Genomic DNA, 19,772 nt, shown 5'->3' with positions numbered 1-19,772 from the left:
CGGAGGGGCGATGCCCAGCCGGCGCCGCGAACTGTCCGTTGGATCTCTCGAAGCGCTCTTGCTGGGGATCAAGATTGCGAATAGGGCATACAAATAACATCCAAAATCGGTATAAAGGCCCTTCCAGCTTGAACGCCCAACCCATCGGGCGCCCCACCCGGCGCCCAGCTCAGGAGAACGCGCGGTCATGGTGGTTGAACAGCCCGTATTCAGTGTTCTCGGGCCGTTACAGGTCCGGGTCCCGGAAGGGCCCCTCAGGATCGCGGGCAGGAAGCCCAGGCTCCTGCTCGCCTCGCTGTTGCTGGACGCCAATCAGGTGGTCAGCTCCGACGTGCTCGTCGAGGTGTTGTGGCCGCGGACGCGGCCGTCGTCCGCCGTGGCCAACGTGCGCACGTACGTGAGCTCGCTGCGCTCGGCCGGCGTCCAGATCGTGGCCCAGGCCTCCGGCTACGCGATCGAGCTCGACGCGGACCGGCTGGACGCCCTGCGGTTCGAGGACCTGGTGGCCAGGGCGCGGGCGGCGGGCCGTACCGAGGAGGCCTTCGAGCACTTACGCGGGGCGCTGGCGTTATGGCGCGGGACACCGCTCGTCGACCTGCCCGCCAGCCCGCTCTGGGACGGACGGCTGCGCGCCCTCACCCAGGCCAGGCTGGCCGCGGCCGAGGAACTGGTCGAGCTGAGGCTGGCCCGCGGCGAGCACGCCGGCGCCATCGACGACCTGCGCGAGCTGATCGGCGAGCACCCCTACCGGGAGGATCTGTGGCAGCGTCTGATCCTCGCCCTGCACCACAGCGGCCGGCGGGCCGAGGCGCTGCACGCCTACACCACGATCCGGCGGCAGCTCGTGGACGAGCTGGGCATCGAGCCGGGGCAGGAATTACGCGACGTGCACGCCTCCGTGCTGGCGGGCGACCCCCCGCCCGCGCCCGCGCTGCCGGGCGATCAGCCCCCGGCGCCGCACCAGCTCCCCGCGGACGTGCCGGACTTCACCGGCAGAGCGGAGGACGTGGCGGCCCTGACGCGCGCGCTGTCGGCCGAGGAGCGGCGACCGGACGGGCCGCCGTCGATTGCCGTGGTGACCGGGCCGCCCGGCGTCGGCAAGTCGGCGCTGGCCGTGCACTGCGCGCACGCCTTGCGGGCCGAGTATCCCGCCGGGCAGCTCTATCTGTGCCTGGGCGGCACCGACGCGGACCCGGCCGACCCCCTCGACCTGCTGGCCGAGGCGCTGCGGGCGCTCGGCGTCGCGGAGCCGGCCCTGCCGCCCACGCTGCGCGAGCGGGCCTCACTGTATCGATCCATGCTGGCCGAGCGGCCCATGCTGATCTTCCTCGACGACGCCGCCGACACCGCGCAGGTGCGCGCCCTGCTGCCCGGCAGCGGCTGCGCGGTGCTCGTCACCAGCCGGCTGCGGATCGCGGAGTTGCCCGGCGCCCTCCAGCTCGAGCTCGACGTGCTGCCGCCCGCGGAGGCCGAGCAGCTCCTCGGCAAGATCGTCGGCGCCGACCGCGTGGCCGGGGAGCGCGAGTCCGCCCAGGCGATCCTGCGCTCCTGCGGCCACCTGCCGCTGGCCATCAGGGTGGCGGGGGCCCGGTTGGCCGGGCGGCCCGGCTGGCCGCTGAGTGTGCTGCGGCAGCGGCTGGACGACGAGACGAGCCGCCTCGACGAGCTGCGCGCCGGCGACCTCGAGGTACGCGGTTCGTTCGAGCTCAGCTACCGCCGGCTGCCCGGCGACGCGGCCCTGGCCTTCCGCGCGCTCGGCCTGCTCGGCTCGCAGTCCGTGCCGGGCTGGGTGGCCGACGCCGTGCTCGACCGGCACCGGGCGGACACGGTGGTCGACACCCTCGTGGACGCGAACCTCCTGCGCCTGGCCGGCACCGACCCCGTCGGCCAGCCCCGCTACCGCCTGCACGACCTCATCCGCTGCGCCGCGAAGGAGAAGTCGGGCGGCCCGGCCGTCGACGGGGCCGAGCGGCACGCGCTCGTCAGGGTGCTCGGCGGCTGGCTCACCGCCGCCGAGCACGCCGCCACGCGGCTGCCGACGACCCTGTTCGGGCTGACGTCCCACGGGGCGCCCCGCTGGAGCCTGGCGCGGGAGACCCTCGGCCGCCTGACCGCCGAGCCCATGTCGTGGTTCGACGCCGAGCGGGAGTCCCTCGTGGAGGCGGTACGGCTGGCCGCCGGTGCGGGCCTGGCCCAGTCCGCGTGGGGGCTGGCCGCGACGCTGGTCCCGTACTTCGACCTGCACTGCCTCCTGGACGAGTGGCAGGCCACGCACCGGATCGCCCTGGACAGCGCCCGCGCGGCCGGCGACCGCCACGGCGAGGCGGCAATGCTCCGCGGCCTGGCTCAGGTCTGCGTCTACCAGGACCGCTACGCCGAGGCCGGCGCGATGTTCCGGCGGGCGCGGGCCATCTTCCACGAGCTGGGCGACACCCGGAGCGAGGCGATCTCGATCTGCGGGCTGGCGGCGGTCAACCAGTTCTCCAACCGGCATCTCAGGGCGCTGGGGTCCTTCAGGCACGCGCTGGCCATGTTCCTGGCCATCGGCGACAAAAGCGGCGAGGCGTACGCGCGGCAGGCGATCGGGCGCGTCTACCTGTCGCTGCGTGACGTGCGCCAGGCCTCCCGATGGCTCGGGGACGCGCTGCGGCTGGCCGAGGAGCTCGGCGACGCCCACCGCGAGGGCTGCGTGTCGATACAGCTCGGCCGCCTGTACGACCTGGTCGCCGAGTCCGAGCGGGCCATGCGCTACCAGGGGCACGCGCTGGACATCTTCGAGTCGCTCGGGGACCGGCACTGCGGCGCGTACGCGATGCGGAACCTCGGCGGGCTCCAGGTGGCCAGGGGCGACCGGCTGGACGGCTCCGACCAGCTGGAGCGCTCGCTGGTGATCTTCCAGCAGCTCGGTGACCGGAGCGGGGAGGCCGACACGTACCAGACACTGGGCGAGCTCTACCGCTCGTCCGGGCGTGCCGCGCTGGCCCGGCACTACCTGCACCAGGCCCTCGAGCTGCGCAGGGAGCTCAGCGACTCGTTCGCGTGACGGCGGGGTGTCAGGCGAGCCACCGCGCCGTGGGCCAGGTCTCGAGGCGCCAGGCGCTGTCCCAGAACATCCACTCGTACTCGGTGGCCCGGCAGAACGCCTCCTCCATCGCCCGGCGCGTCCCCGGGTCGGCGAGCTCGGCCAGCCGGTCCACGAGCGCCTTGGCCTGCTCCACCGAGGCCGCGAAGGACGGGTCGGAGTAGGTGGATATCCAGGTCCGGTACGGGTGCCCGGCGGCGCCCGCCGTGCGTTCGAGCAGCGCCGCGCCGACGTCCTGGTACACCCAGAAGCACGGCAGCACGGCGGCGGCGAGCACCGGCAGCGGGGCGGCGAGCGCCGTGGCCTGGAGGTAGGAGGAGTAGGCCAGGCAGGTCGGCGAGGTGGCGATGCCCGCCGTCTGCTCGGCCGTCAGCCCGAACTCCTGGAGGTAGCCGGCGTGCAGGCCGCGCTCGACGACCAGCGCCGTGTGCGCGCTCTGGGCGAAGAACGCGGCGTCGGCCGGGTCGGTGGCGCGGGCCGAGGCGGTCGCGAGCACCTTGGAGTACGCCACCAGGTAGCGCCCGTCCTGGACCAGGTAGAACGCGAAGCGGTCCCGGTCGAGGGTGCCGTCGCGCAGCGCGGTGTTGAACGGGTGGTCGTGGATCGCCTCGAGCAGCGTGGCCGTGCGCGTCCAGATCTTCTCGGAGAAGGTCACCGATGACGTCCCTTCGCTAGTGCGAACTAGATCAGGTTCGACGGGTGTGATCTCAGCCCGGCGCGCCGGGCACCCCGCGTCGCGGGCAACGCTAGCAGACGGCGAGACAACCGGCGCTCGCCGTACCGGCACTCCAGCTCAATCGATGATCGCGGTGACGCCTGGTCGACGACGGCGCCCACGTAGCAGTTCGCCGCCGAGCAGGGCCGCGCACGACCCGGCGGTCAGCAGCCCACCAGCGAGGAAGGTGCCCCGTACACCGGCGAGCGGCAGGACCAGCCCCCCAAGCGCGGCACCCGCCGCGATGCCGGCGTTGTAGGCACCGGAGTTCGCGGCGAGAGCGATGTCCGTGCGGCCCGGGGCGCAGTGCAGCATCGCGTTCTGCGTGGTCATGAACACCGGCCCGAGTGCACCGCCCATCAATACCAGGAACACCACCGCCAATACGGGATGAGCGCCGAACGCGTACAGGCCGAGCATCCCCACCGCCTGCGTGGCCACGGCGGTGGCCAGCGCGGACTGCGGAAAGCGGTCCAGGAACGCCCCGGTGACGCTCACCCCGGCCAGACACGCGACACCGAAAACCAGGAACAGGGCGCTGACCGTGCCCGGGGAGAACCCGCTCACCTCGCCCAGGAACGTCACGATGTAGGTGTATCCCGTGAACGCCCCGGTGGCGGACAAGGTCCCGGCCGCCAGCACCGTCCAGAACCGCCACACGTCGGGACTGGCCGCGTAGGCGGCGGGCTCTTCCTCCGGACGCGAAGTCGGCAGCAGAACGGCGATCGTCACCAGAGAGACCAGCCCCAGAGCCGCCAGCAGGGCGACGGGCACCTGCCAGTTGCTCTGCTGGCCCAGCCAGGTCCCAGCGGGAACGCCGAGCACGAGAGCGAGCGAACCAGCGACGGACAACGCCCCGACCACCCGCCCCCGGATCTCCGGCGCGAACAGGCCCACCGCGACCGGCCCCATCACGGCCCAGAACAGCGCCTGGGCGAGCGCGGTCAGCAGCCGCGCCGCCAGGAGCAGCCAGTACGAGGGGGCCAGCGCCGCGACAAGACTGGACACCACGAGCGCGGCCAGCAGTCCCGTGAGCACATGACGCCGGGGCACGGCCCGCACGACGTGGGCGATCGGCACCGATGCGACGGCCACCGTCACGCCGTAACCGGTGACCAGGAGACCGACCGCCGGCAGGGACACCTGCAGGTCTTCGGAAATGAGCTCCAGGAGGCCGACCGGCAGGTTCTCCGCGGTGTTGAAGGTGAGGGCGGCCAGCATCAGGGCGCCGAGCACCGCCAGCCTGTGCCATGGAGCCGGTTGCCGGGGGATCGTACGGTCTCTTCCTGTCCTCGCCCGTCGCACCTGCTCAGTGGCACTGTCCATGCAGGTACCTCAGCAGGCTCACCGGTCCCGCTGCAACCGGATTCATCCGCGGCGCCTTCTTCGCGGGCCGCCTACCCCGAACTCCAGCCTTGCTAGACTGATCGTTCGCGTTCCGAATCAATCCGGGGGTCGGCGACATGGTCAAGGCAACGGGTGAGCACATGGGGGTCGTCTCCGCGCTGGTGCGCGCCTCCTTCCTGGTCAGCGCCGTGTACGCCGAGTCGGCGCGCGAGTACGGCATCACCTCGCAGCAGGGGCAGCTGCTGTGCGTGCTGATGGCGCAGCCGTACGGGATGAGCGAGCTGGGCGGGATCCTGCACCTGGCCAAGTCCAGCCTCACCGAGCTGGTCGACCGCAGCGCCCAGCGCGGCCTGGTGCGCCGCGAGCCCGACCCGCGCGACGGGCGCGCCGTGCGGGTGGCGCTCACCGAGCAGGGCAGCGAGCTGGTCGAGTCGTTCTACACCGAGACCTGCCGCCGGATCGACGAGCTCCCCTCGGGCCTGGCGGCGGACGAGCGCGTCGCGCTGGCCGGGCTGCTGGGCCGCGTGGTCGAGGACAACCAGGTCCCGCAGGTCTTCATGGAGCCGGGCGACGCCGCCTCCCACAACCGCTGACCCGCCGGGCAGCGCGAGGCCGCCCGGCGTACTCTTCGTCGAAGAGATCACCGCACGGGACGGATGCCGGCATGAGCGACCAGGACCCCATCGACAAGATCATGGCCGGGCTGGACGGCCCGGCGCTCGACGACCTCGCCGAGCTCTACCGTGACCTGCACCGCCACCCCGAGCTCTCCTTCAAGGAGGAGCGCACCGCGGGCATCGCGGCCGAGCGGCTCCGCGCGGCCGGGTTCGAGGTGAGCACGGGCATCGGCGGCACGGGCGTGGCGGGCGTGCTGCGCAACGGCGACGGCCCGACCGTGGCGCTGCGGGCCGACATGGACGCGCTGCCGGTGCTGGAGGCGACCGGCCTGCCGTACGCGAGCACCGCCACCTCGCCCGACGGCGTGCCGCTCATGCACGCCTGCGGCCACGACATGCACGTGACGTGCCTGAGCGGCGCCGCCCAGCTGCTGGCGGCAGGAAGGGAGCAGTGGCGGGGCACGCTCGTGGCGCTGTTCCAGCCGGCGGAGGAGATCGCCGCCGGGGCGCAGGCCATGGTGGACGACGGGCTGTTCGAGCGGACCGGCACGCCCGACGTGGTGCTCGGCCAGCACGTCTTCCCCTCCCCTGCCGGGACGGTGCTCGTCAGCCCCGGCGAGGTCATGGCCGCCGCCGACAGCATCGAGATCCGCCTGTACGGCAGGGGCGGGCACGGCTCGCAGCCGGAGCGGACGGTCGACCCGGTGGTGCTGGCCGCCTCGACCGTCATGCGGCTGCAGACGGTCGTCTCGCGCGAGGTGTCGCCGTTCGAGCAGGCGGTGCTGACGGTCGCGCAGATCCACGCGGGCCACAAGGAGAACATCATCCCCGACGAGGCGTCCATCACGATCAACCTGCGCTCGTTCGACCCCGAGGTCCGCCGCTCGCTCCTGGCCGCGGTCGAACGCGTCGTCAACGCCGAGGCGGCCGCGTCCGGCGCGCCGCGCCCGCCGGGGTTCCGCACGCTCAACGCTTTCCCGCTGACCGTCAACGACGACGGCGCCACCGCGAAGGTGCGCGAGGCGTTCGCCGGCCGGTTCGGCTCCGAACGGGTGCCGGACCTGGCGCCGTTGATGGGCAGCGAGGACTTCGGCCTGTTCGGCGCCGCGGCGGGGGCGCCCTCCGTCTTCTGGGGCCTGGGCAGCGCAGACCCCGACCTGTACGCCCGCGCCGAGCGCGAGGGCCGCCTTCGCGAGGACGTGCCGGGCAACCACTCGCCCTTCTTCGCCCCGCAGCTCTTCCCCACCCTGCCGATGGGCGTCGAGGCCCTGACCGCCGCCGCCCTGGCCTGGCTGCCGGCGCGCTGACCCCTGGCCCCACCCGCGCCATGGAGCTATTCGTGCAGGAAGCGGCGGAGCGCCGGGCGAGCGCCAAGCGGGCCGTGGTGCTCAACGCGGCCGGCAGCGCCACCGAGGTGTCGTACGCCCTGCAGAACACCGGGATCACCACCGGCACGGCGACACCGTACCTGACCAACGGCTCGAACAGCATGACCGCGGGCGTCACCATCGCCAACACCGGCAGCAGCCGATCAACGGCTGGTCGCTGACGTTCACCCTGCCCGCCGGGCAGACCATCACGTCAGGCTGGAACGCCACCTACAGCCCGGCGAGCGGCCAGATCACCGCCCGCAACGCCGCCCACAACGCGGTGATCCCGGCCAAGGGCTCGGTGGACATCGGCTTCCAGGCCACCCACACCGGCGACACCGGCAAGCCGGCACAGTTCAGCCTCAACGGAACCGCCTGCGCCGTGACGTAGTCCACCCATGCCATCCGCGCGGTCAAGGACCCGTCGGTGGTGCACCACAACGGCCGATGGCATGTGTTCGCCAGCACCACGAACAACAACGGCGCCTACAGCCTGGTGTATCTGAACTTCACCGACTGGGCGCAGGCGGGTGCCGCGCAGCACCACTACCTGGACCAGACGGCGATCGGCACCGGGTACAAGGCCGCGCCGCAGGTGTTCTACTTCGCGCCGCAGCAACGCTGGTTTCTGGTCTACGAGGTCGGGGACAACGCGACGTTCTCCACCACCACCGATATCAGCAACCCGAGCTCGTGGAGCGCGCCGCAGCGCTTCTACGCGGGCGGCATGCCGCAGATCATCCGGGACAACATCGGCAACGGGTACCGTGTGGACTTTCCTGGACCGCACCGGCCATCACCGGCCCCTGGCAGGCACTCGCGGACACCGAGGCCAATCCCTTCGCCGGCGCGGCCAACGTCACCTTCGGCGGCACCGCGTGGACCCGGGACATCAGCCACGGCGAGATGATCCGCAGCGGCATCGACCAGACACTGGCCATCAGCCCCTGTGACATCCGGCACCTCTACCAGGGCAAGGACCCTGCCGCCACCGACCCCTACAATCTCCTGCCCTGGAGGCTCGGCCTGCTCACCCAGACCAACTCCACCTGCTAGTCCCTGCTGCCAGAGCGGCGCGGAAGGCCCTGCCTCCTGGCAAGGCCCATCAGGCGACTTTCCGGAAGACGACGGTCGCGCGGTAGTGGCCGTCGCGCTCCTCATCCGGCTCAGCCTCAGCGCTGATCACGTCCAGCTCGGTACCCGAACCGAAGAACTCAAGGGCGTGCGCCACGGCCGTCTTCCTGATCTCGTCCGGAGTTGTTTCGCTCACGGTGACGCGCAAGGTGAGCGGGAAGGATCTCACGGTCATGGTGATCTCCTTTCTGAAGGCAATCACTTCGAGCATAAGCCGACTGCCGGAAGCGGAGGGGAGATCACGCCGGTTACCGCGCCGCCTCGTAGTGGCGCAGGAACAGCTCCTCCAGCGTCGGCGGCCGGCTGACCAGGCTGCGCACGCCCGACTCCGTGAGCCGCCGCAGCGCCAGGTCCAGCGCCGGGCCGTCGACCGTGAACCGCACCCGCCCGGCATCGGCGCTGAGGTCGTGCACCCCGGGCAGCTCGGCCAGCCCCTCCGGCGGCCCCGCCAGCTCCGCCTCGATCGAGGTGCGGGTCAGGTGCCGCAGCTCCGCCAGCGTGCCCGTCTCGACCGTCCGGCCGTCACGGACGATCGTCAGCCGGTCGCACAGCGCCTCGACCTCGCCCAGGATGTGGCTCGACAGCAGCACCGTACGCCGCTCCTCCCGGACGCACTCCCGGAACACCTCCTCCATCAACGGGTCGAGACCGGAGGTGGGCTCGTCCAGGATCAGCAGTTCGACGTCGGAGGCCAGCGCCGCCACGAGGGCCACCTTCTGCCGGTTGCCCTTGGAGTACGTGCGCGCCTTCTTGCGCGGGTCCAGGTCGAAGCGCCGCAGCAGGTCGGCCTTGCGCCGCTCGTTCAGGCCGCCGCGCAACCGCCCGAGCAGGTCGATCGCCTCGCCGCCCGACAGGTTGGGCCACAGGGGTCACATCGCCCGGCACGTACGCCAGGCGCCGGTGCAGCCCGCTCGCCTCCGACCACGGATCGCCGCCCAGCAACCGGGCGGTGCCCGCGTCGGCCCGCACCATGCCCAGCAGGATCCGGATCGTCGTGCTCTTCCCCGCCCCGTTCGGCCCCAGGAATCCGTGCACCTCGCCGGTGCGCACGGTGAGATCGAGGCCGTCCAGCGCCCTGGTCGCCCCGAACGACTTCACCAACCCCTGCACAGCGATGGCGTCCGCCATGGTGATGCTCCTTCACGTGGTCTGGCCCCGGTCGAGGGCCTTCCTGGCCTGCGCGGCCTCTTCGGGGCTGAGCAGGGAATGGGAGTAGATGTCCAGCACCGCCCGCATGAGCTTGACCTGCCCCTCCGGGCTGGTCAGGTCGACGCCCAGACCGCGCTCCACGTGCCGGCGAAGGACCGTGGGCGCCAGCGCCATCGCGGCGATCATCGTCGAACGCGACCGCGCGTCGACGTCAGGCGGTTCGGGGCGGCTCTTGTCGGCCTCCGCGATCCACCGCTCGCCGATGTCAACCATCTCGTCGAACAGCGGCGCCGCCCAGCCCTCCGTCAACGCCCGCGCCAGATAGGGCTGGTAGGGCCCCATCACCGCGACCGGGTTCAGGCCGCCCCGGGGGTCGCGTGCGGCCTCCTCGTGCAGCTTGCGGATCACCTTGATCAGGTGCTCGTCACACGCCTCGCGCAGCGCCTGCTTCGAGCCGAAGTGGTGGCGCACCAGGCCCAGCGACACGCCCGCGGCCTCGGCGATCTCGCGAATCGTCGCCCGTTCGAAGCCGTGCTCGCCGATATGCCGCATCGCCGCGTCCCTGATCCGCGCACGCGCCGTGAGGTCCTCCGGGTCCGGTACGGTCGTCATCCCATTCCTCTGTATAGCCGACTGTTCATCCGAAAAGCACACTATACCCACGTATAGCGGCGCTGCAACGTGCCGTCACCGCCGCCGGTCCGGCCACCTCCTCTCGTGTCACCGGCGTGGCGCCTCGGCCGTCGTGCGTCCGGTTGTCGCCGGTTTCCGCGCCCCGACTACGCACACCAGCCCGTCCCGCTCTACGCTCCATGACGACGATTGGAGCAACCCCCGTGCCACAGCCCGACACCCCACCGGCCGCCGCCCCCATGCGCCTGACCACCGCCATCCGCCCCTACGACTGGGGCTCGGTCACGGCCCTGCCCCACCTGTTCGGCACCGAGCCCACCGGCCGGCCGCAGGCCGAGCTCTGGATGGGCGCGCACCCCGGCGACCCCTCCACCGTCGCCGGCACCCCGCTGAACGAGCTCATCGCCCACGACCCCACCGCCACCCTCGGCGAGCAAACCGCCGGCCGCTTCGGCCCCGCTCTCCCCTACCTGCTCAAGGTCCTGGCCGTCGAACGACCGCTCTCCCTCCAGGTCCACCCCACCACCGCGCAGGCCGAGGCCGGGTTCGCCGACGAGAACGCCCGCGGCATCCCCATCGACGACCCGGCCCGCACGTACAAGGACGCCTCGCACAAACCCGAGATGGTCTGCGCGATCACCCCCTTCCACGGCCTGTGCGGCTTCCGCGACCCCGCCACCACGGCCGGCCTCCTCGACCGCCTCGCCCTGCCGGACCTTCGCCCCTGGACCGACCTGCTCCGGGCGGGCGAGCTCCGGGAGGTGTTCGCGCAGATGCTCGACGACGCCAACCGGCCGCTCCGCGCCCAGGTCGAGCAGGCCCTGCTCGCCCTTGACGACGACCCCGACCTGGCCGTCTACGGTGACCTCGCCCGCGCCTGCCCCGGCGACCCCGGCGTCACCGCCGCGCTCCTGCTCCACCACGTCAACCTGCTCCCCGGCCAGGCCCTCTACCTCGGCGCCGGGGTCCCCCACGCCTACCTCGGCGGCATCGGCGTCGAGATCATGGCCAACTCCGACAACGTGCTGCGGTGCGGGCTCACCACCAAGCACATCGACGCAGCGGAGCTCATGCGCATCGTGGACTTCACCCCCTCGCAGCCGCACCTGGTGCGGCCGGAGGAGGACGTACGAGGCGAGCACCACTACCGGCCGCCGGCCCCCGAGTTCGCCCTCACCCGCTACGACCTGGAGACTCCCCATTCGGTGCCCGGGGGCGTCCCCCAGATCGTCGTCTGCATCGACGGCGAGGCCCACCTCGGCGACCTGACCTTGCGGCCGGGCGAGTCGGCGTTCCTCCCGGCGGCCGTCGCCTCGGTGCGGCTCTCCGGCAAGGGCACGGCGTATCGCGCCCTGCCGGGCGCCTTTACAAAGTAGATCTGCCGGTACGTTTCGCCCCTGGTTTGAACGTCCCGTTCCTAGGCTCCCTGGCATGAACGCCGTGACTGCCGCCACTCATGTGACCATCGAGCCGAGCATCCTGTACTTCGGGACGCCGGTCGTCCTGCTCTCCACGGAGAACCCGGACGGGACCTTCAACCTCGCCCCGATGTCCTCCGCCTGGGCGCTGGGCAACGTGATCGTGCTCGGGCTGGGCGCCGAAGGGCAGACCGCGCGCAACCTCATGAGCCGCCCCGAGGTGGTGATCAGCCTGCCCGCCCCCCACCAGTGGACGGCGGTCGAACGCCTGGCGTCGCTCACCGGCCGCAGTCCGGTGCCGGCGAGCAAGCCTGCCGGCTGCCGCTTCGAGCCCGACAAGTTCGGCGTGGCGGGGCTGCGACCCGAGCCCGCCGAGACGGTACGGCCGCCGCGCGTGGCCGAGTGCCCGATCCAGTTCGAGGCGCGGGCGGAGCGGGTCGGGCATGACGTCTCGGGGTCGTTCGTCATCGCCGAGGCCGTCGTCGGTAAGGTGCACGCCGACCCGCGCATCGTCGTGCCGGGCACGCAGCACGTGGATCCGGGTGCGTGGAGCCCGCTCATCTACAACTTCCGCCACTACTTCGGCCTCGGCCCCGAACTCGGCCACTCCTACCGCAGCCAGACACCCCGTACCCGGTAGGGACGCACGGGTGGGGACTGCTCAGCGCGGTTCGCGAGGCAGCCGCCTGATCTTCAGCACGTTGTCCATCCGGGTGCCGGGGTGGCCCTCCGGGCCGTTCAGGGTGCGCTCGTACTCCTCGCTGACCTGCACCTCCCACTCCCCCTCCGGCAGCTCGAGCGCGTCGAGGACCTCCCGTGGCGTGGGGAAGTGCACGTCGAAGGGCGGATTGTGCTCCCAGGACGGCCATCCCGCGTGCCCGACCACCAGCAGCACCCCGCCGGGGGCGACGGCCGCCGCGGCGGCGCGCAGGATCTGCTCGCGCGGCAGGTCGCGGGGAGAGTGCAGGAAGCAGGCGGAGACGAGGTCGAACGCGCCCTCGGGGAAGGACACGGCGAGGTCGTGCCGCTGCCACTCGATGCGGCCGGCGACCCCCGCGCTCGCGGCGTGTCCGGCGGCGCGTTCGAGCGCCACGTCAGAGACGTCGGCCGCGGTGACGCGCCATCCCCTCCCGGCCAGCCAGATGGCGTCGGCGCCCTCGCCGCACCCGAGGTCCAGCGCCGTGCCGGGCTCGAGGTCCGTCGCCTCGCGGACCAGCATGACGTTGGGGTTCCCGCTCCATATCTGCGCGCTCTGGGCGTAGCGAGCGTTCCAGAACGCCGCATCGGACTCGTACGACTCGTGGGAGCCGTGTGCCCGCGCGGCGACGGCGCGGCGGGTCTCCTCGGCGATCAGGTCGGCGTTGATCGCCGCCGCCGCCCGTACGGCCGCCGCCGCGGCGCCGATGACCTGCTCGGTCAGATTGGTCACGTTCCCGGCCACCCACACCCCCGGCACGCTGGTGGCGCCCGAGGGGTCAGCGGGCACGCGGGTGCCGATCACGTGCCCGAACATCTCCTGCTCCGCCGCCTCCAGTCCCAGCCCCGCGAGCAGGCCCGCGCGGGCGGTCAGCCGGGAGGCGGCGGCGAGTGCCTGGCACGGAACCACCCGGCCGTCGGCGAGCCGCACCCCGGCGAGCCGGTCGTCCGTCACCTCCAGGCCCGTCACCTTCCCCTCGACCACGGTGACGCCCCTGGCGGCGAGCTGCTCGCGCTGTTCCGCGTCGAGCTCGGGCGCGGTGTGCAGGAAGAGGGTCACGTTCGCGCTCCACTGCCGCCACAGCAGCGCCTGGTGAACGGCGAGCGGACCCGTGCCCAGCACCCCGATGGCCTGGTCGCGCACCTCCCAGCCGTGGCAGTACGGGCAGTGCAGCACGTCCCGCCCCCACCGCTCGGCCAGGCCCGGCACGTCCGGCAGCTCGTCCACCAGTCCGGTGGTCACCAGCAGCCGGTCCGCCTCGACCGCGGACCCGTCGTCCAGCACGACGCGGAAGCCCCCGCCGTCCAGGCGCTCGGCGGTCTCGACGGTGCCCGTCACGATCTCGCCGCCGTACCCGATCACCTCCTCGCGACCGGCGGCCAGCAGCTCCAGCGGCGAGACCCCCTCGCGCGCCAGGTACATGTGCACGCCCTCGGCGGGCGCGTTGCGCGGCCGCCCCGCGTCGACGACCAGCACCTTCCGCCGCGCCCGGCCCAACGTGAGCGCCCCGCTCAACCCGGCGGCCCCACCGCCGACGACCACCACGTCGTACTTCGCGTCCATCGCGCGTCTCCTCTCGCTCGTTGCGACTGCGCCACTGTCCGCGAACGACCGCCAGGTTGACAAATAACATTGCCGAAATGGCAAAGTGGCTGCCATGGACCTCGACGACGTGCTCCAGTCCGTGGGCCCGCGGCTCCGGGCGCTGCGCCAGGAACGCGGGGCGACGCTGACGCAACTGTCCAGCAGCACCGGCATCTCCGTCAGCACCCTGTCCCGCCTGGAGTCCGGCCAGCGCAAACCGACCCTGGAGCTGCTCCTGCTGCTGGCCCGGGCTCATCAGGTGCAGCTGGACGAGCTGATCGACGCGCCCGTGACCGGCGACCCCCGGGTGCACATGCGCCCGATCAAACGCCACGGCATGACGTACATCCCGCTGAGCCGCCGGCCCGGCGGGGTGCAGGCGTTCAAGCAGATCCACCCGCCGCACTGGCCGGGGTACGAGCCCCAGCAGCAGGTCCACGAGGGTTACGAGTGGCTGTACGTCCTGTCGGGGCGGCTGCGGCTGCTGCTCGGGGAGCACGATGTGATCCTCACGCCGGGCGAGGCGGCGGAGTTCGACACGAGGACGCCGCACGCGTTCACCAACCCCGACGGGGAGCCCACGGAGATCCTGGCGCTGTTCGGGCCGCAAGGGGAGCGCATGCACGTCCGTGCCCGCCCCGCCGCCCGCTGAACCCGCTCCTTTCGCCGGAAGGCGTACGGCCCATGCGGACGGCACGCCCAGCCCTGCCGTCCTTCCCCGGCTGGCGCGCGTGCACGAACGCGGAGACCGAACCGCCGGATGCACGCATGGCCCTGAGCGCTACCGCCACGCCCCGGCGGCGGCCGCGGCCTTGGCGAAGTCGGTGAAGTCGCGGGCCTGCCTGCCGAGTGCCTCCCGCACGCCGTCGGAGAGGTGGGCGTCCAGCCCCAGGCGGATCGGCGCCACCGACGCCGCGTACTCCTCGGCGTCGGCCGCCGCCCACCCCTCCCCCACCAGCTCCGCCACGAACTCCTCCGGCGACAGCGGCACATAACGGACGTCGCGGCCGCTCGCCGCCGAGATCTCCGCGGCGGCCTCGGCCATCGTCAGGGCGCGCGGCCCGGACAGCTCGTACGTGCGCCCCTCGTGCCCGTCCTCGGTCAGCGCCGCCACCACGACGTCGGCGATGTCGTCGGCGTCCACGAAACTGGCTGCCCCGTCCCCCGCGGGCAACCGCAACTCGCCCGCCAGCACCGCGTCGCGGAAGAAGCCCTCGCTGAAGTTCTGGGCGAACCAGCCGGGCCGGACGATCGTCCACGACACGCCGCTGCCGCGTACCGCGCTCTCGCCGTCGATGTGGGTCGCGCCCACCGAGCCGTCCACCGGGCCATCCACCGGGCCGTCCACCGGGCCGTTGATCGAGCCGTCCATGGAGCCGGACGCGTACCCGGGCACGTCCACCCCGCGCCCCGACAGCAGCACGAACCGCCGCACGCCCACCTCCACCGCCCGCTCCACGAAGGGACGGGTGAGCAGCGCGCCATCGAAGGGCACCACGTACACGGCCCCGGCCCCGTCCAGGACGGGGTCCCAGGTGGCGCGGTCGTTCCAGTCGAAGCGCCACTCGCCGGAGCGCGAGGCGACGCGGACGTCGCGGCCGCGCAGGCGGGAGGCGACGCGGCCGCCGGACTTGCCGGTGCCGCCCAATACCGAAATCGCATAACCAGACATGCCCCAAGTCAACGGCCTGCCCAGGTCACGGACCATACCTGTGCCGCTCGCGCGCATTTCTCAGCGTCTATGGTGAGAGGGATGGACGTGTTCGCCCGCTTGATGGACGGGGTGCGGGCGCGGGGCGCCCTGTTCGGCCAGGCCGTGCTGGAGCCGCCATGGTCGCTGCGGTTCGCCGCGGGCGCCCCGCTGACTCTCCTCACCATGGTCCACCGGCGGGCATGGATCGTCCCTGACGCGGGCGCGCCGGTGCGGCTCGCCACGAGGGACGTCGCGGTCGTACGCGGTCCCGCTCCGTTCACCGTCGCCGACGATCCGGCCACGCCGCCCCGTCACGTGATCACCGGGGCCGACTACTGCGCTCCCGGCGCCGTGCCCCTCGCGGCGCGCACCTGCGGCGAGACCCCGGACGGGTCCGCGCTGCTGCTCGCCGCCGCCTACGACGGGGACGGCGTCGGCGAGCTGCTGCTGCGGGCGCTGCCCGAGGTGCTGGTGCTCGCCGAGGACGAGCGCCGCGGGCAGCTGCTCGACCTGGTGAGCGCGGAGGTCACCCAGGACGTGCCGGGCCAGCAGGTGGTGCTCGACCGGCTGCTGGACCTCATGCTCGGCGCCACGCTGCGGAGCTGGTTCGACCGGCCGGAGGCGCGACCGCCCGCGTGGTACCGCGCGGTGGGCGACCCTGTGGTCGAGCACGCGGTGCGGCTGCTCCACGACGACCCCGCCCACCCGTGGACCGTCGCGGCTCTGGCGGCGAAGACGGGGACGTCGCGGGCCGCGTTCGCGCGGAGGTTCACGGCGCGGACGGGCGAGCCGCCGATGCGCTACCTGGCGGGCCTGCGCATCGCGCTGGCGGCCGACCTGCTGCGCGACAGCGACGCCACGGTGGCGGCGATCGCGCGCAAGGTCGGGTACGCCAACGCGTTCGCCCTCAGCGTCGCCTTCAAGCGCATCCACGGGATCACGCCGACGGAGCGGCGCGGGCGCCCTGTAGGGGGTCATGAGCCCGCGGCGCCCGGACCGGGGTTATGAGTCCGGGGGCGCCTGGGCGGGGGTCATGAGTCCGGGAGCTGGTCTGCTTCGGTGCCGAAGCCGTCGAGCGTCCGGCGGTCCTCGAGGGTGCGCAGTTCCTGGAACACCGTGATGTGCAGGCCCGCGGGCGCGTCCAGCCGCGAGTTCAGCGACTCCCACGGCGTGACCGTGGGCGGCGCCACCTCCGCCGCGCCCGCCGACACCAGCCGCCCGGTGGTGGCGCGCGCGTCGTCCACCTCGAACGCCACCCGGATCTTCGGCGCCACCTGACGTCCCACCTCGACGTCGTCGATCATCTTCTTCTGCGCCGGGTTCGCGATCTCCAGCGTGGCCCGTCCGGCGTCCAGGATCACCACCCGCGCACCGTCCCCGCCGGAGAACGCGGCCTGCTCGGGCAGTCCCAGCACATCCCGGTAGAACGCGACCGCGGCCTCGTAGTCCTCGGCCTCCACCACCAGCCGGAGCTGGCGGACCGGGCGGTCTTCGTCGGGCGTGGTCATGGCATCTCCTCCGGGAAACAGGGACGTTCGTTCCTCTGCTCCAACCCACCGGCCCCGCCCGTTCATCCTTCGAGCAGTCTCCAAGCGTGCAATCCCGGTCCGCTCAGCCCCGCCCGTAACGGTCTTCAGCCCGCCAGAAGTACCAGAACCCGACGACCAGCGCGAAAATCGCCCAGAACGCGCACGACACCCACACCGTCCGCGGCGGATCGTGGCTCTCGATGAGGAGGTCACGCATCCACTCGATGTAGGAGGCCGCCGGGTTCAGGTACATCACCGTGGCCACCCATTCCGGCAGGCCGGCGCTGTTGACGACTTTGTCGTGGATGGCGAAGAACACCCCGGACGCGTACAGCCACGTGCGCATGATGAACGGCAGCAGCTGGTTCAGGTCGCGCAGCGAGGCGCCCACCCTGGCGAGCACCAGCCCAGCTCCGATGTTGAACGACGTCTGCAGCAGCAGCACGATCGGCATCATCAGCCAGAACCACGTGAGCGGCTCCCCGGTGAGCAGCACGATCAGCAGCAGCACGCCCATGGAGATGGCCAGCTGCTGCAGCTCCTGGATCGTGTACGCCAGCGGCAGCGACGCCCGCGGGAAGTGCAGGGCTCGGATCAGCGACAGGTTCCCGGAGATCGACTTGGCGCCCGCGGTGACGGTCCGCTGCGTGTACGTGAAGACGAACATCCCGGTGAGCAGGAACGCCGGGTAGTTGTCGACGTTCTTGCTGCCGCCCAGGATGAGACCGAACATCACGTAATAGATGGCCGCGTTCAGCAACGGGGTGATGACCTGCCAGAGCTGCCCCAGGGCCGAGCCCGAGTATCTGGAGACGTTGCGCGAGCTCGCGTACGTCAGGACGAAATGCCGCCGCTCCCACAACTGGCGCGCGTACACGGGGAGCCTGGGCCGCGCGATGGCGGGGCGCAGCCCGTACCTCCTGGCGAGCTCGGCCAGCGACCCGCTCTCCGGCGAGGCGTTCTCCAGTTCGCTCATGAGCACCTCGTCTCGTGGGGCCGCAGGGTCTCGTCGAGGGCGTCGCGCATCGCGTCGGACAGCGGCCTGCCGCCGGTCAGCGCCCACAGGATGAGCACGCCGTTGTAGGTCACCTGGACCGCCCGGGCCAGCCTGGGGACGTCCGCCCGGCCCGCCAGCTCCCCCGCCGCCACCGCCTCGGCCAGCAGGCTCGAGATCTCGTCGCACGTGCGGCGGGCGTGGGCGGCCGCGTGCTCGCGGAACTCGGGGTCGGTCAGGTCGAGTTGCAGGAAGCCGAGGCTGTTGGCCAGCTCCTCGGGCGTGGCCACGCCTTCCGAGAGGCTGACTAGGGCGGCCCGCAGCGCCTCCAGGGGCGAGTCGTGCTCCTGGCGGGCCCGCTGGAACGGCAGGCCGGCGGTCTCGGCGGAGTGCGCCGCGAACGCCAGCAGCAGCCCCCGCTTCGACCCGAACCGCTGCACCAGCGTGGCCGGGGACAGCCCGGCCTCCTGGGCGACGGCGGCCAGCGTGAGCCCCTGAGGGCCGTGACGGCCCAGCGCGCGGGCGGTGGCCTGGAGGATCGCCTCGTCGCTGGTCGTACGCGGCCTGCCCATGCTCGTGCCTCCCGACAGTTAACGAATGCTCGTTCATAAACTAGCGGGTCGCGAGCCGCGCATTCAGGGCATTGCGAGGGTCACGCCGGTCACCGCGAAGCGTTCGACGGCCGCCAGGTGCCCGCCGGTGGAGGCCACGATGGTCAGCGTCCGGCCCGGCGGCGCCGCGAAGGAGACCCGGGCCGACCACGGCGAGTTGTTCCCTCCGGCGCTCACGCAGCACGTCTCCCCCACCGGCGCGGGCGAGCCCGGCCGGCGCACCTGGACCCTGATGCTCTCGTCCACGCCCGAGATCCGCCCTCCCACGGTCAGCGGGGATCGCACGGCGGCGCCGTACGCGGGCCTGGTGAGCGAGAGCGAGGTGTCGTCCGTGCCGACCACCTCCCAGGGGGCGTCCCTGCCCGAGCCGTACCTGACCAGGTGCACGACGGCGGCGACCAGCGGTCGCGGCCCCTCCTCGCCGCGGTAGGCGACGTGCACCCGCGCGTGGGCGCCCTGTTCGACGGTCCTGGCGACCCGGTCGATCTCGGCGAAGCCGAGGTAGTCGCGGGTGAAGGCGAGCGCGGTACGGCGCGCGTCGAGGTGCCACGCCTGACGGCCGTCCTTGCGGTACGCGCGCCGCCACGCCGCCACCTCGTCCGGGTTGGAGAACGGCCACAGCGGCTGGTAACGACCGGCGACCAGGCCGTCGCGGGGGCGGGACGCGCCCGTCGACCCGGTCGGCGAGACGGTGGGCGCGGGCGGCGAAACGGCGGTGCCGGTGGAGACCGTGGCGTTGGTCGGGGCGTCGGTCGGGGCGGTGGCGGTGGTCGTGGCCCGCTGTGCTCCGGCGTCCCCGCAGCCGGCGGCGGCCAGCCCGAGCACGACCAGCACCGGCAGGACATGCCGGGCGAGGGGTTTCATATGGTGCCTCCTGGCGGTGCGATCATGCCCACTGCAGAAGGAAGTACCCCGCCCGGCCACCTCTCTGACATGGCCTTTTCGCCAGGGGTCGATCTCCGGCAGAGGACCGGCGGGAGCGCCACGGCGGGCCGCTAGATGCAGTGGATGCGGTGGCCCGCGATCTGGGCCGGGACGATCCGGATGTAGAGGTGGCGCTCGCCGCCCGCCCACGGCGTGACGTCCGCGTCGGCCACATCGCCCATCTCGTCCGGCGCCACATGGTGGGCGGGCCCCTGCACCAGGACGCTCCACCCCTCGCGGTTGGTCTCGTCGATCTGGTCGATCTCGAAGGCGAT

Annotated in this window: 22 protein-coding genes, 1 pseudogene and 1 riboswitch; of the genes and pseudogenes, 11 read left to right on the top strand and 12 right to left on the bottom strand. The window is 72.5% G+C overall.

Features of this window, described 5'->3' with window-relative positions; genetic code table 11:
* The first annotated feature begins 187 nt into the window (after positions 1–187).
* On the top strand, positions 188–3,043 hold the full coding sequence (locus tag ACIBVN_RS45420) for a BTAD domain-containing putative transcriptional regulator (protein ID WP_397146509.1): 2,856 nt from the start codon (positions 188–190) through the stop codon (positions 3,041–3,043).
* Between the two features lie 10 nt (positions 3,044–3,053).
* Here the strand turns inward: ACIBVN_RS45420 and tenA are convergent, their stop codons facing one another.
* Both tenA and ACIBVN_RS45410 read right to left on the bottom strand, forming a co-directional pair.
* Positions 3,054–3,737, bottom strand: a complete 684-nt coding sequence (gene tenA, locus ACIBVN_RS45415; RefSeq protein ID WP_397146508.1) for a thiaminase II — start codon at positions 3,735–3,737, stop codon at positions 3,054–3,056.
* A riboswitch (TPP riboswitch) is annotated at positions 3,729–3,824 on the bottom strand. Its footprint overlaps the gene before it by 9 nt.
* 51 nt (positions 3,825–3,875) lie before the next feature.
* Positions 3,876–5,123: an MFS transporter gene (locus tag ACIBVN_RS45410; RefSeq protein ID WP_397146507.1), complete on the bottom strand. Its 1,248-nt coding sequence runs from the start codon at positions 5,121–5,123 to the stop codon at positions 3,876–3,878.
* 137 nt (positions 5,124–5,260) lie between these two features.
* Here ACIBVN_RS45410 and ACIBVN_RS45405 point away from each other — a divergent pair, with 137 nt between their 5' ends.
* From ACIBVN_RS45405 to ACIBVN_RS45380, 6 genes are all read left to right on the top strand, one after another.
* On the top strand, positions 5,261–5,737 hold the full coding sequence (locus ACIBVN_RS45405; RefSeq protein WP_397146506.1) for a MarR family winged helix-turn-helix transcriptional regulator: 477 nt from the start codon (positions 5,261–5,263) through the stop codon (positions 5,735–5,737).
* 71 nt (positions 5,738–5,808) lie between these two features.
* Positions 5,809–7,068, top strand: coding sequence for an amidohydrolase (locus ACIBVN_RS45400; protein ID WP_397146505.1), 1,260 nt, complete (start codon positions 5,809–5,811; stop codon positions 7,066–7,068).
* A gap of 32 nt (positions 7,069–7,100) precedes the next feature.
* Entirely contained in the window at positions 7,101–7,310 is a 210-nt protein-coding gene (locus ACIBVN_RS45395; RefSeq protein ID WP_397146504.1) for a hypothetical protein, read from the top strand.
* Entirely contained in the window at positions 7,292–7,522 is a 231-nt protein-coding gene (locus ACIBVN_RS45390; RefSeq protein WP_397146565.1) for a cellulose binding domain-containing protein, read from the top strand. Before ACIBVN_RS45395 ends, ACIBVN_RS45390 begins: the two co-directional genes overlap by 19 nt.
* A gap of 36 nt (positions 7,523–7,558) precedes the next feature.
* Complete coding sequence (locus tag ACIBVN_RS45385) at positions 7,559–8,041, top strand: non-reducing end alpha-L-arabinofuranosidase family hydrolase (protein WP_397146503.1); 483 nt, start codon at positions 7,559–7,561, stop codon at positions 8,039–8,041.
* Entirely contained in the window at positions 7,927–8,187 is a 261-nt protein-coding gene (locus ACIBVN_RS45380; RefSeq protein ID WP_397146564.1) for a non-reducing end alpha-L-arabinofuranosidase family hydrolase, read from the top strand. The genes ACIBVN_RS45385 and ACIBVN_RS45380 overlap by 115 nt, the downstream gene beginning before the upstream one ends.
* Positions 8,188–8,236: 49 nt before the next feature.
* Here ACIBVN_RS45380 and ACIBVN_RS45375 read toward each other — a convergent pair whose 3' ends face one another.
* The 3 genes and pseudogenes from ACIBVN_RS45375 to ACIBVN_RS45365 all read right to left on the bottom strand — a co-directional run bounded on the left by ACIBVN_RS45375 (position 8,237) and on the right by ACIBVN_RS45365 (position 10,026).
* Positions 8,237–8,440, bottom strand: a complete 204-nt coding sequence (locus ACIBVN_RS45375; protein ID WP_397146502.1) for a hypothetical protein — start codon at positions 8,438–8,440, stop codon at positions 8,237–8,239.
* Between the two features lie 73 nt (positions 8,441–8,513).
* Positions 8,514–9,393 (bottom strand): annotated as a pseudogene (locus ACIBVN_RS45370) (ATP-binding cassette domain-containing protein).
* Positions 9,394–9,405: 12 nt separating this feature from the next.
* Positions 9,406–10,026: a TetR/AcrR family transcriptional regulator gene (locus tag ACIBVN_RS45365; RefSeq protein ID WP_397146501.1), complete on the bottom strand. Its 621-nt coding sequence runs from the start codon at positions 10,024–10,026 to the stop codon at positions 9,406–9,408.
* Positions 10,027–10,250: 224 nt separating this feature from the next.
* Here ACIBVN_RS45365 and manA point away from each other — a divergent pair, with 224 nt between their 5' ends.
* Together manA and ACIBVN_RS45355 are read left to right on the top strand one after the other, a co-directional pair.
* Positions 10,251–11,423, top strand: coding sequence for a mannose-6-phosphate isomerase, class I (manA, locus tag ACIBVN_RS45360; RefSeq protein WP_397146500.1), 1,173 nt, complete (start codon positions 10,251–10,253; stop codon positions 11,421–11,423).
* Between the two features lie 55 nt (positions 11,424–11,478).
* Positions 11,479–12,105 (top strand): flavin reductase family protein, encoded by a 627-nt coding sequence (locus ACIBVN_RS45355; RefSeq protein ID WP_397146499.1) that lies wholly within the window; start codon positions 11,479–11,481, stop codon positions 12,103–12,105.
* Positions 12,106–12,126: 21 nt separating this feature from the next.
* Here ACIBVN_RS45355 and ACIBVN_RS45350 read toward each other — a convergent pair whose 3' ends face one another.
* A complete protein-coding gene (locus ACIBVN_RS45350; RefSeq protein WP_397146498.1) occupies positions 12,127–13,725 on the bottom strand; it encodes an FAD-dependent oxidoreductase in 1,599 nt (532 codons plus the stop codon).
* A gap of 94 nt (positions 13,726–13,819) precedes the next feature.
* Here ACIBVN_RS45350 and ACIBVN_RS45345 point away from each other — a divergent pair, with 94 nt between their 5' ends.
* Positions 13,820–14,398: a helix-turn-helix domain-containing protein gene (locus ACIBVN_RS45345; RefSeq protein WP_397146497.1), complete on the top strand. Its 579-nt coding sequence runs from the start codon at positions 13,820–13,822 to the stop codon at positions 14,396–14,398.
* A gap of 129 nt (positions 14,399–14,527) precedes the next feature.
* Here the strand turns inward: ACIBVN_RS45345 and ACIBVN_RS45340 are convergent, their stop codons facing one another.
* Positions 14,528–15,418: an NAD(P)H-binding protein gene (locus ACIBVN_RS45340; RefSeq protein WP_397146496.1), complete on the bottom strand. Its 891-nt coding sequence runs from the start codon at positions 15,416–15,418 to the stop codon at positions 14,528–14,530.
* An 81-nt stretch (positions 15,419–15,499) separates the two neighbouring features.
* On the opposite strand from ACIBVN_RS45340, the gene ACIBVN_RS45335 reads away from it, so the two are divergent.
* Positions 15,500–16,447, top strand: a complete 948-nt coding sequence (locus tag ACIBVN_RS45335) for a cupin domain-containing protein (protein ID WP_397146495.1) — start codon at positions 15,500–15,502, stop codon at positions 16,445–16,447.
* Between the two features lie 23 nt (positions 16,448–16,470).
* Here the strand turns inward: ACIBVN_RS45335 and ACIBVN_RS45330 are convergent, their stop codons facing one another.
* The 5 genes from ACIBVN_RS45330 to ACIBVN_RS45310 all read right to left on the bottom strand — a co-directional run.
* Positions 16,471–16,947 carry a VOC family protein gene (locus ACIBVN_RS45330; RefSeq protein ID WP_397146494.1) on the bottom strand — a complete coding sequence of 159 codons (477 nt, stop codon included), beginning with the start codon at positions 16,945–16,947 and terminating at the stop codon, positions 16,471–16,473.
* A gap of 103 nt (positions 16,948–17,050) precedes the next feature.
* On the bottom strand, positions 17,051–17,944 hold the full coding sequence (locus tag ACIBVN_RS45325) for an ABC transporter permease (RefSeq protein ID WP_397146493.1): 894 nt from the start codon (positions 17,942–17,944) through the stop codon (positions 17,051–17,053).
* Positions 17,941–18,534: a TetR/AcrR family transcriptional regulator gene (locus tag ACIBVN_RS45320; protein WP_397146492.1), complete on the bottom strand. Its 594-nt coding sequence runs from the start codon at positions 18,532–18,534 to the stop codon at positions 17,941–17,943. Before ACIBVN_RS45320 ends, ACIBVN_RS45325 begins: the two co-directional genes overlap by 4 nt.
* A gap of 63 nt (positions 18,535–18,597) precedes the next feature.
* Positions 18,598–19,437, bottom strand: a complete 840-nt coding sequence (locus ACIBVN_RS45315; protein WP_397146491.1) for a hypothetical protein — start codon at positions 19,435–19,437, stop codon at positions 18,598–18,600.
* Between the two features lie 131 nt (positions 19,438–19,568).
* The coding region (locus ACIBVN_RS45310; RefSeq protein ID WP_397146490.1) for a pyridoxamine 5'-phosphate oxidase family protein at positions 19,569–19,772 on the bottom strand (204 nt) is incomplete at its 5' end.

This window comes from Nonomuraea sp. NPDC049400 (assembly GCF_044466425.1).
GTDB lineage: Bacteria > Actinomycetota > Actinomycetes > Streptosporangiales > Streptosporangiaceae > Nonomuraea.
This window is presented reverse-complemented; position numbering and strand designations above follow the sequence as displayed.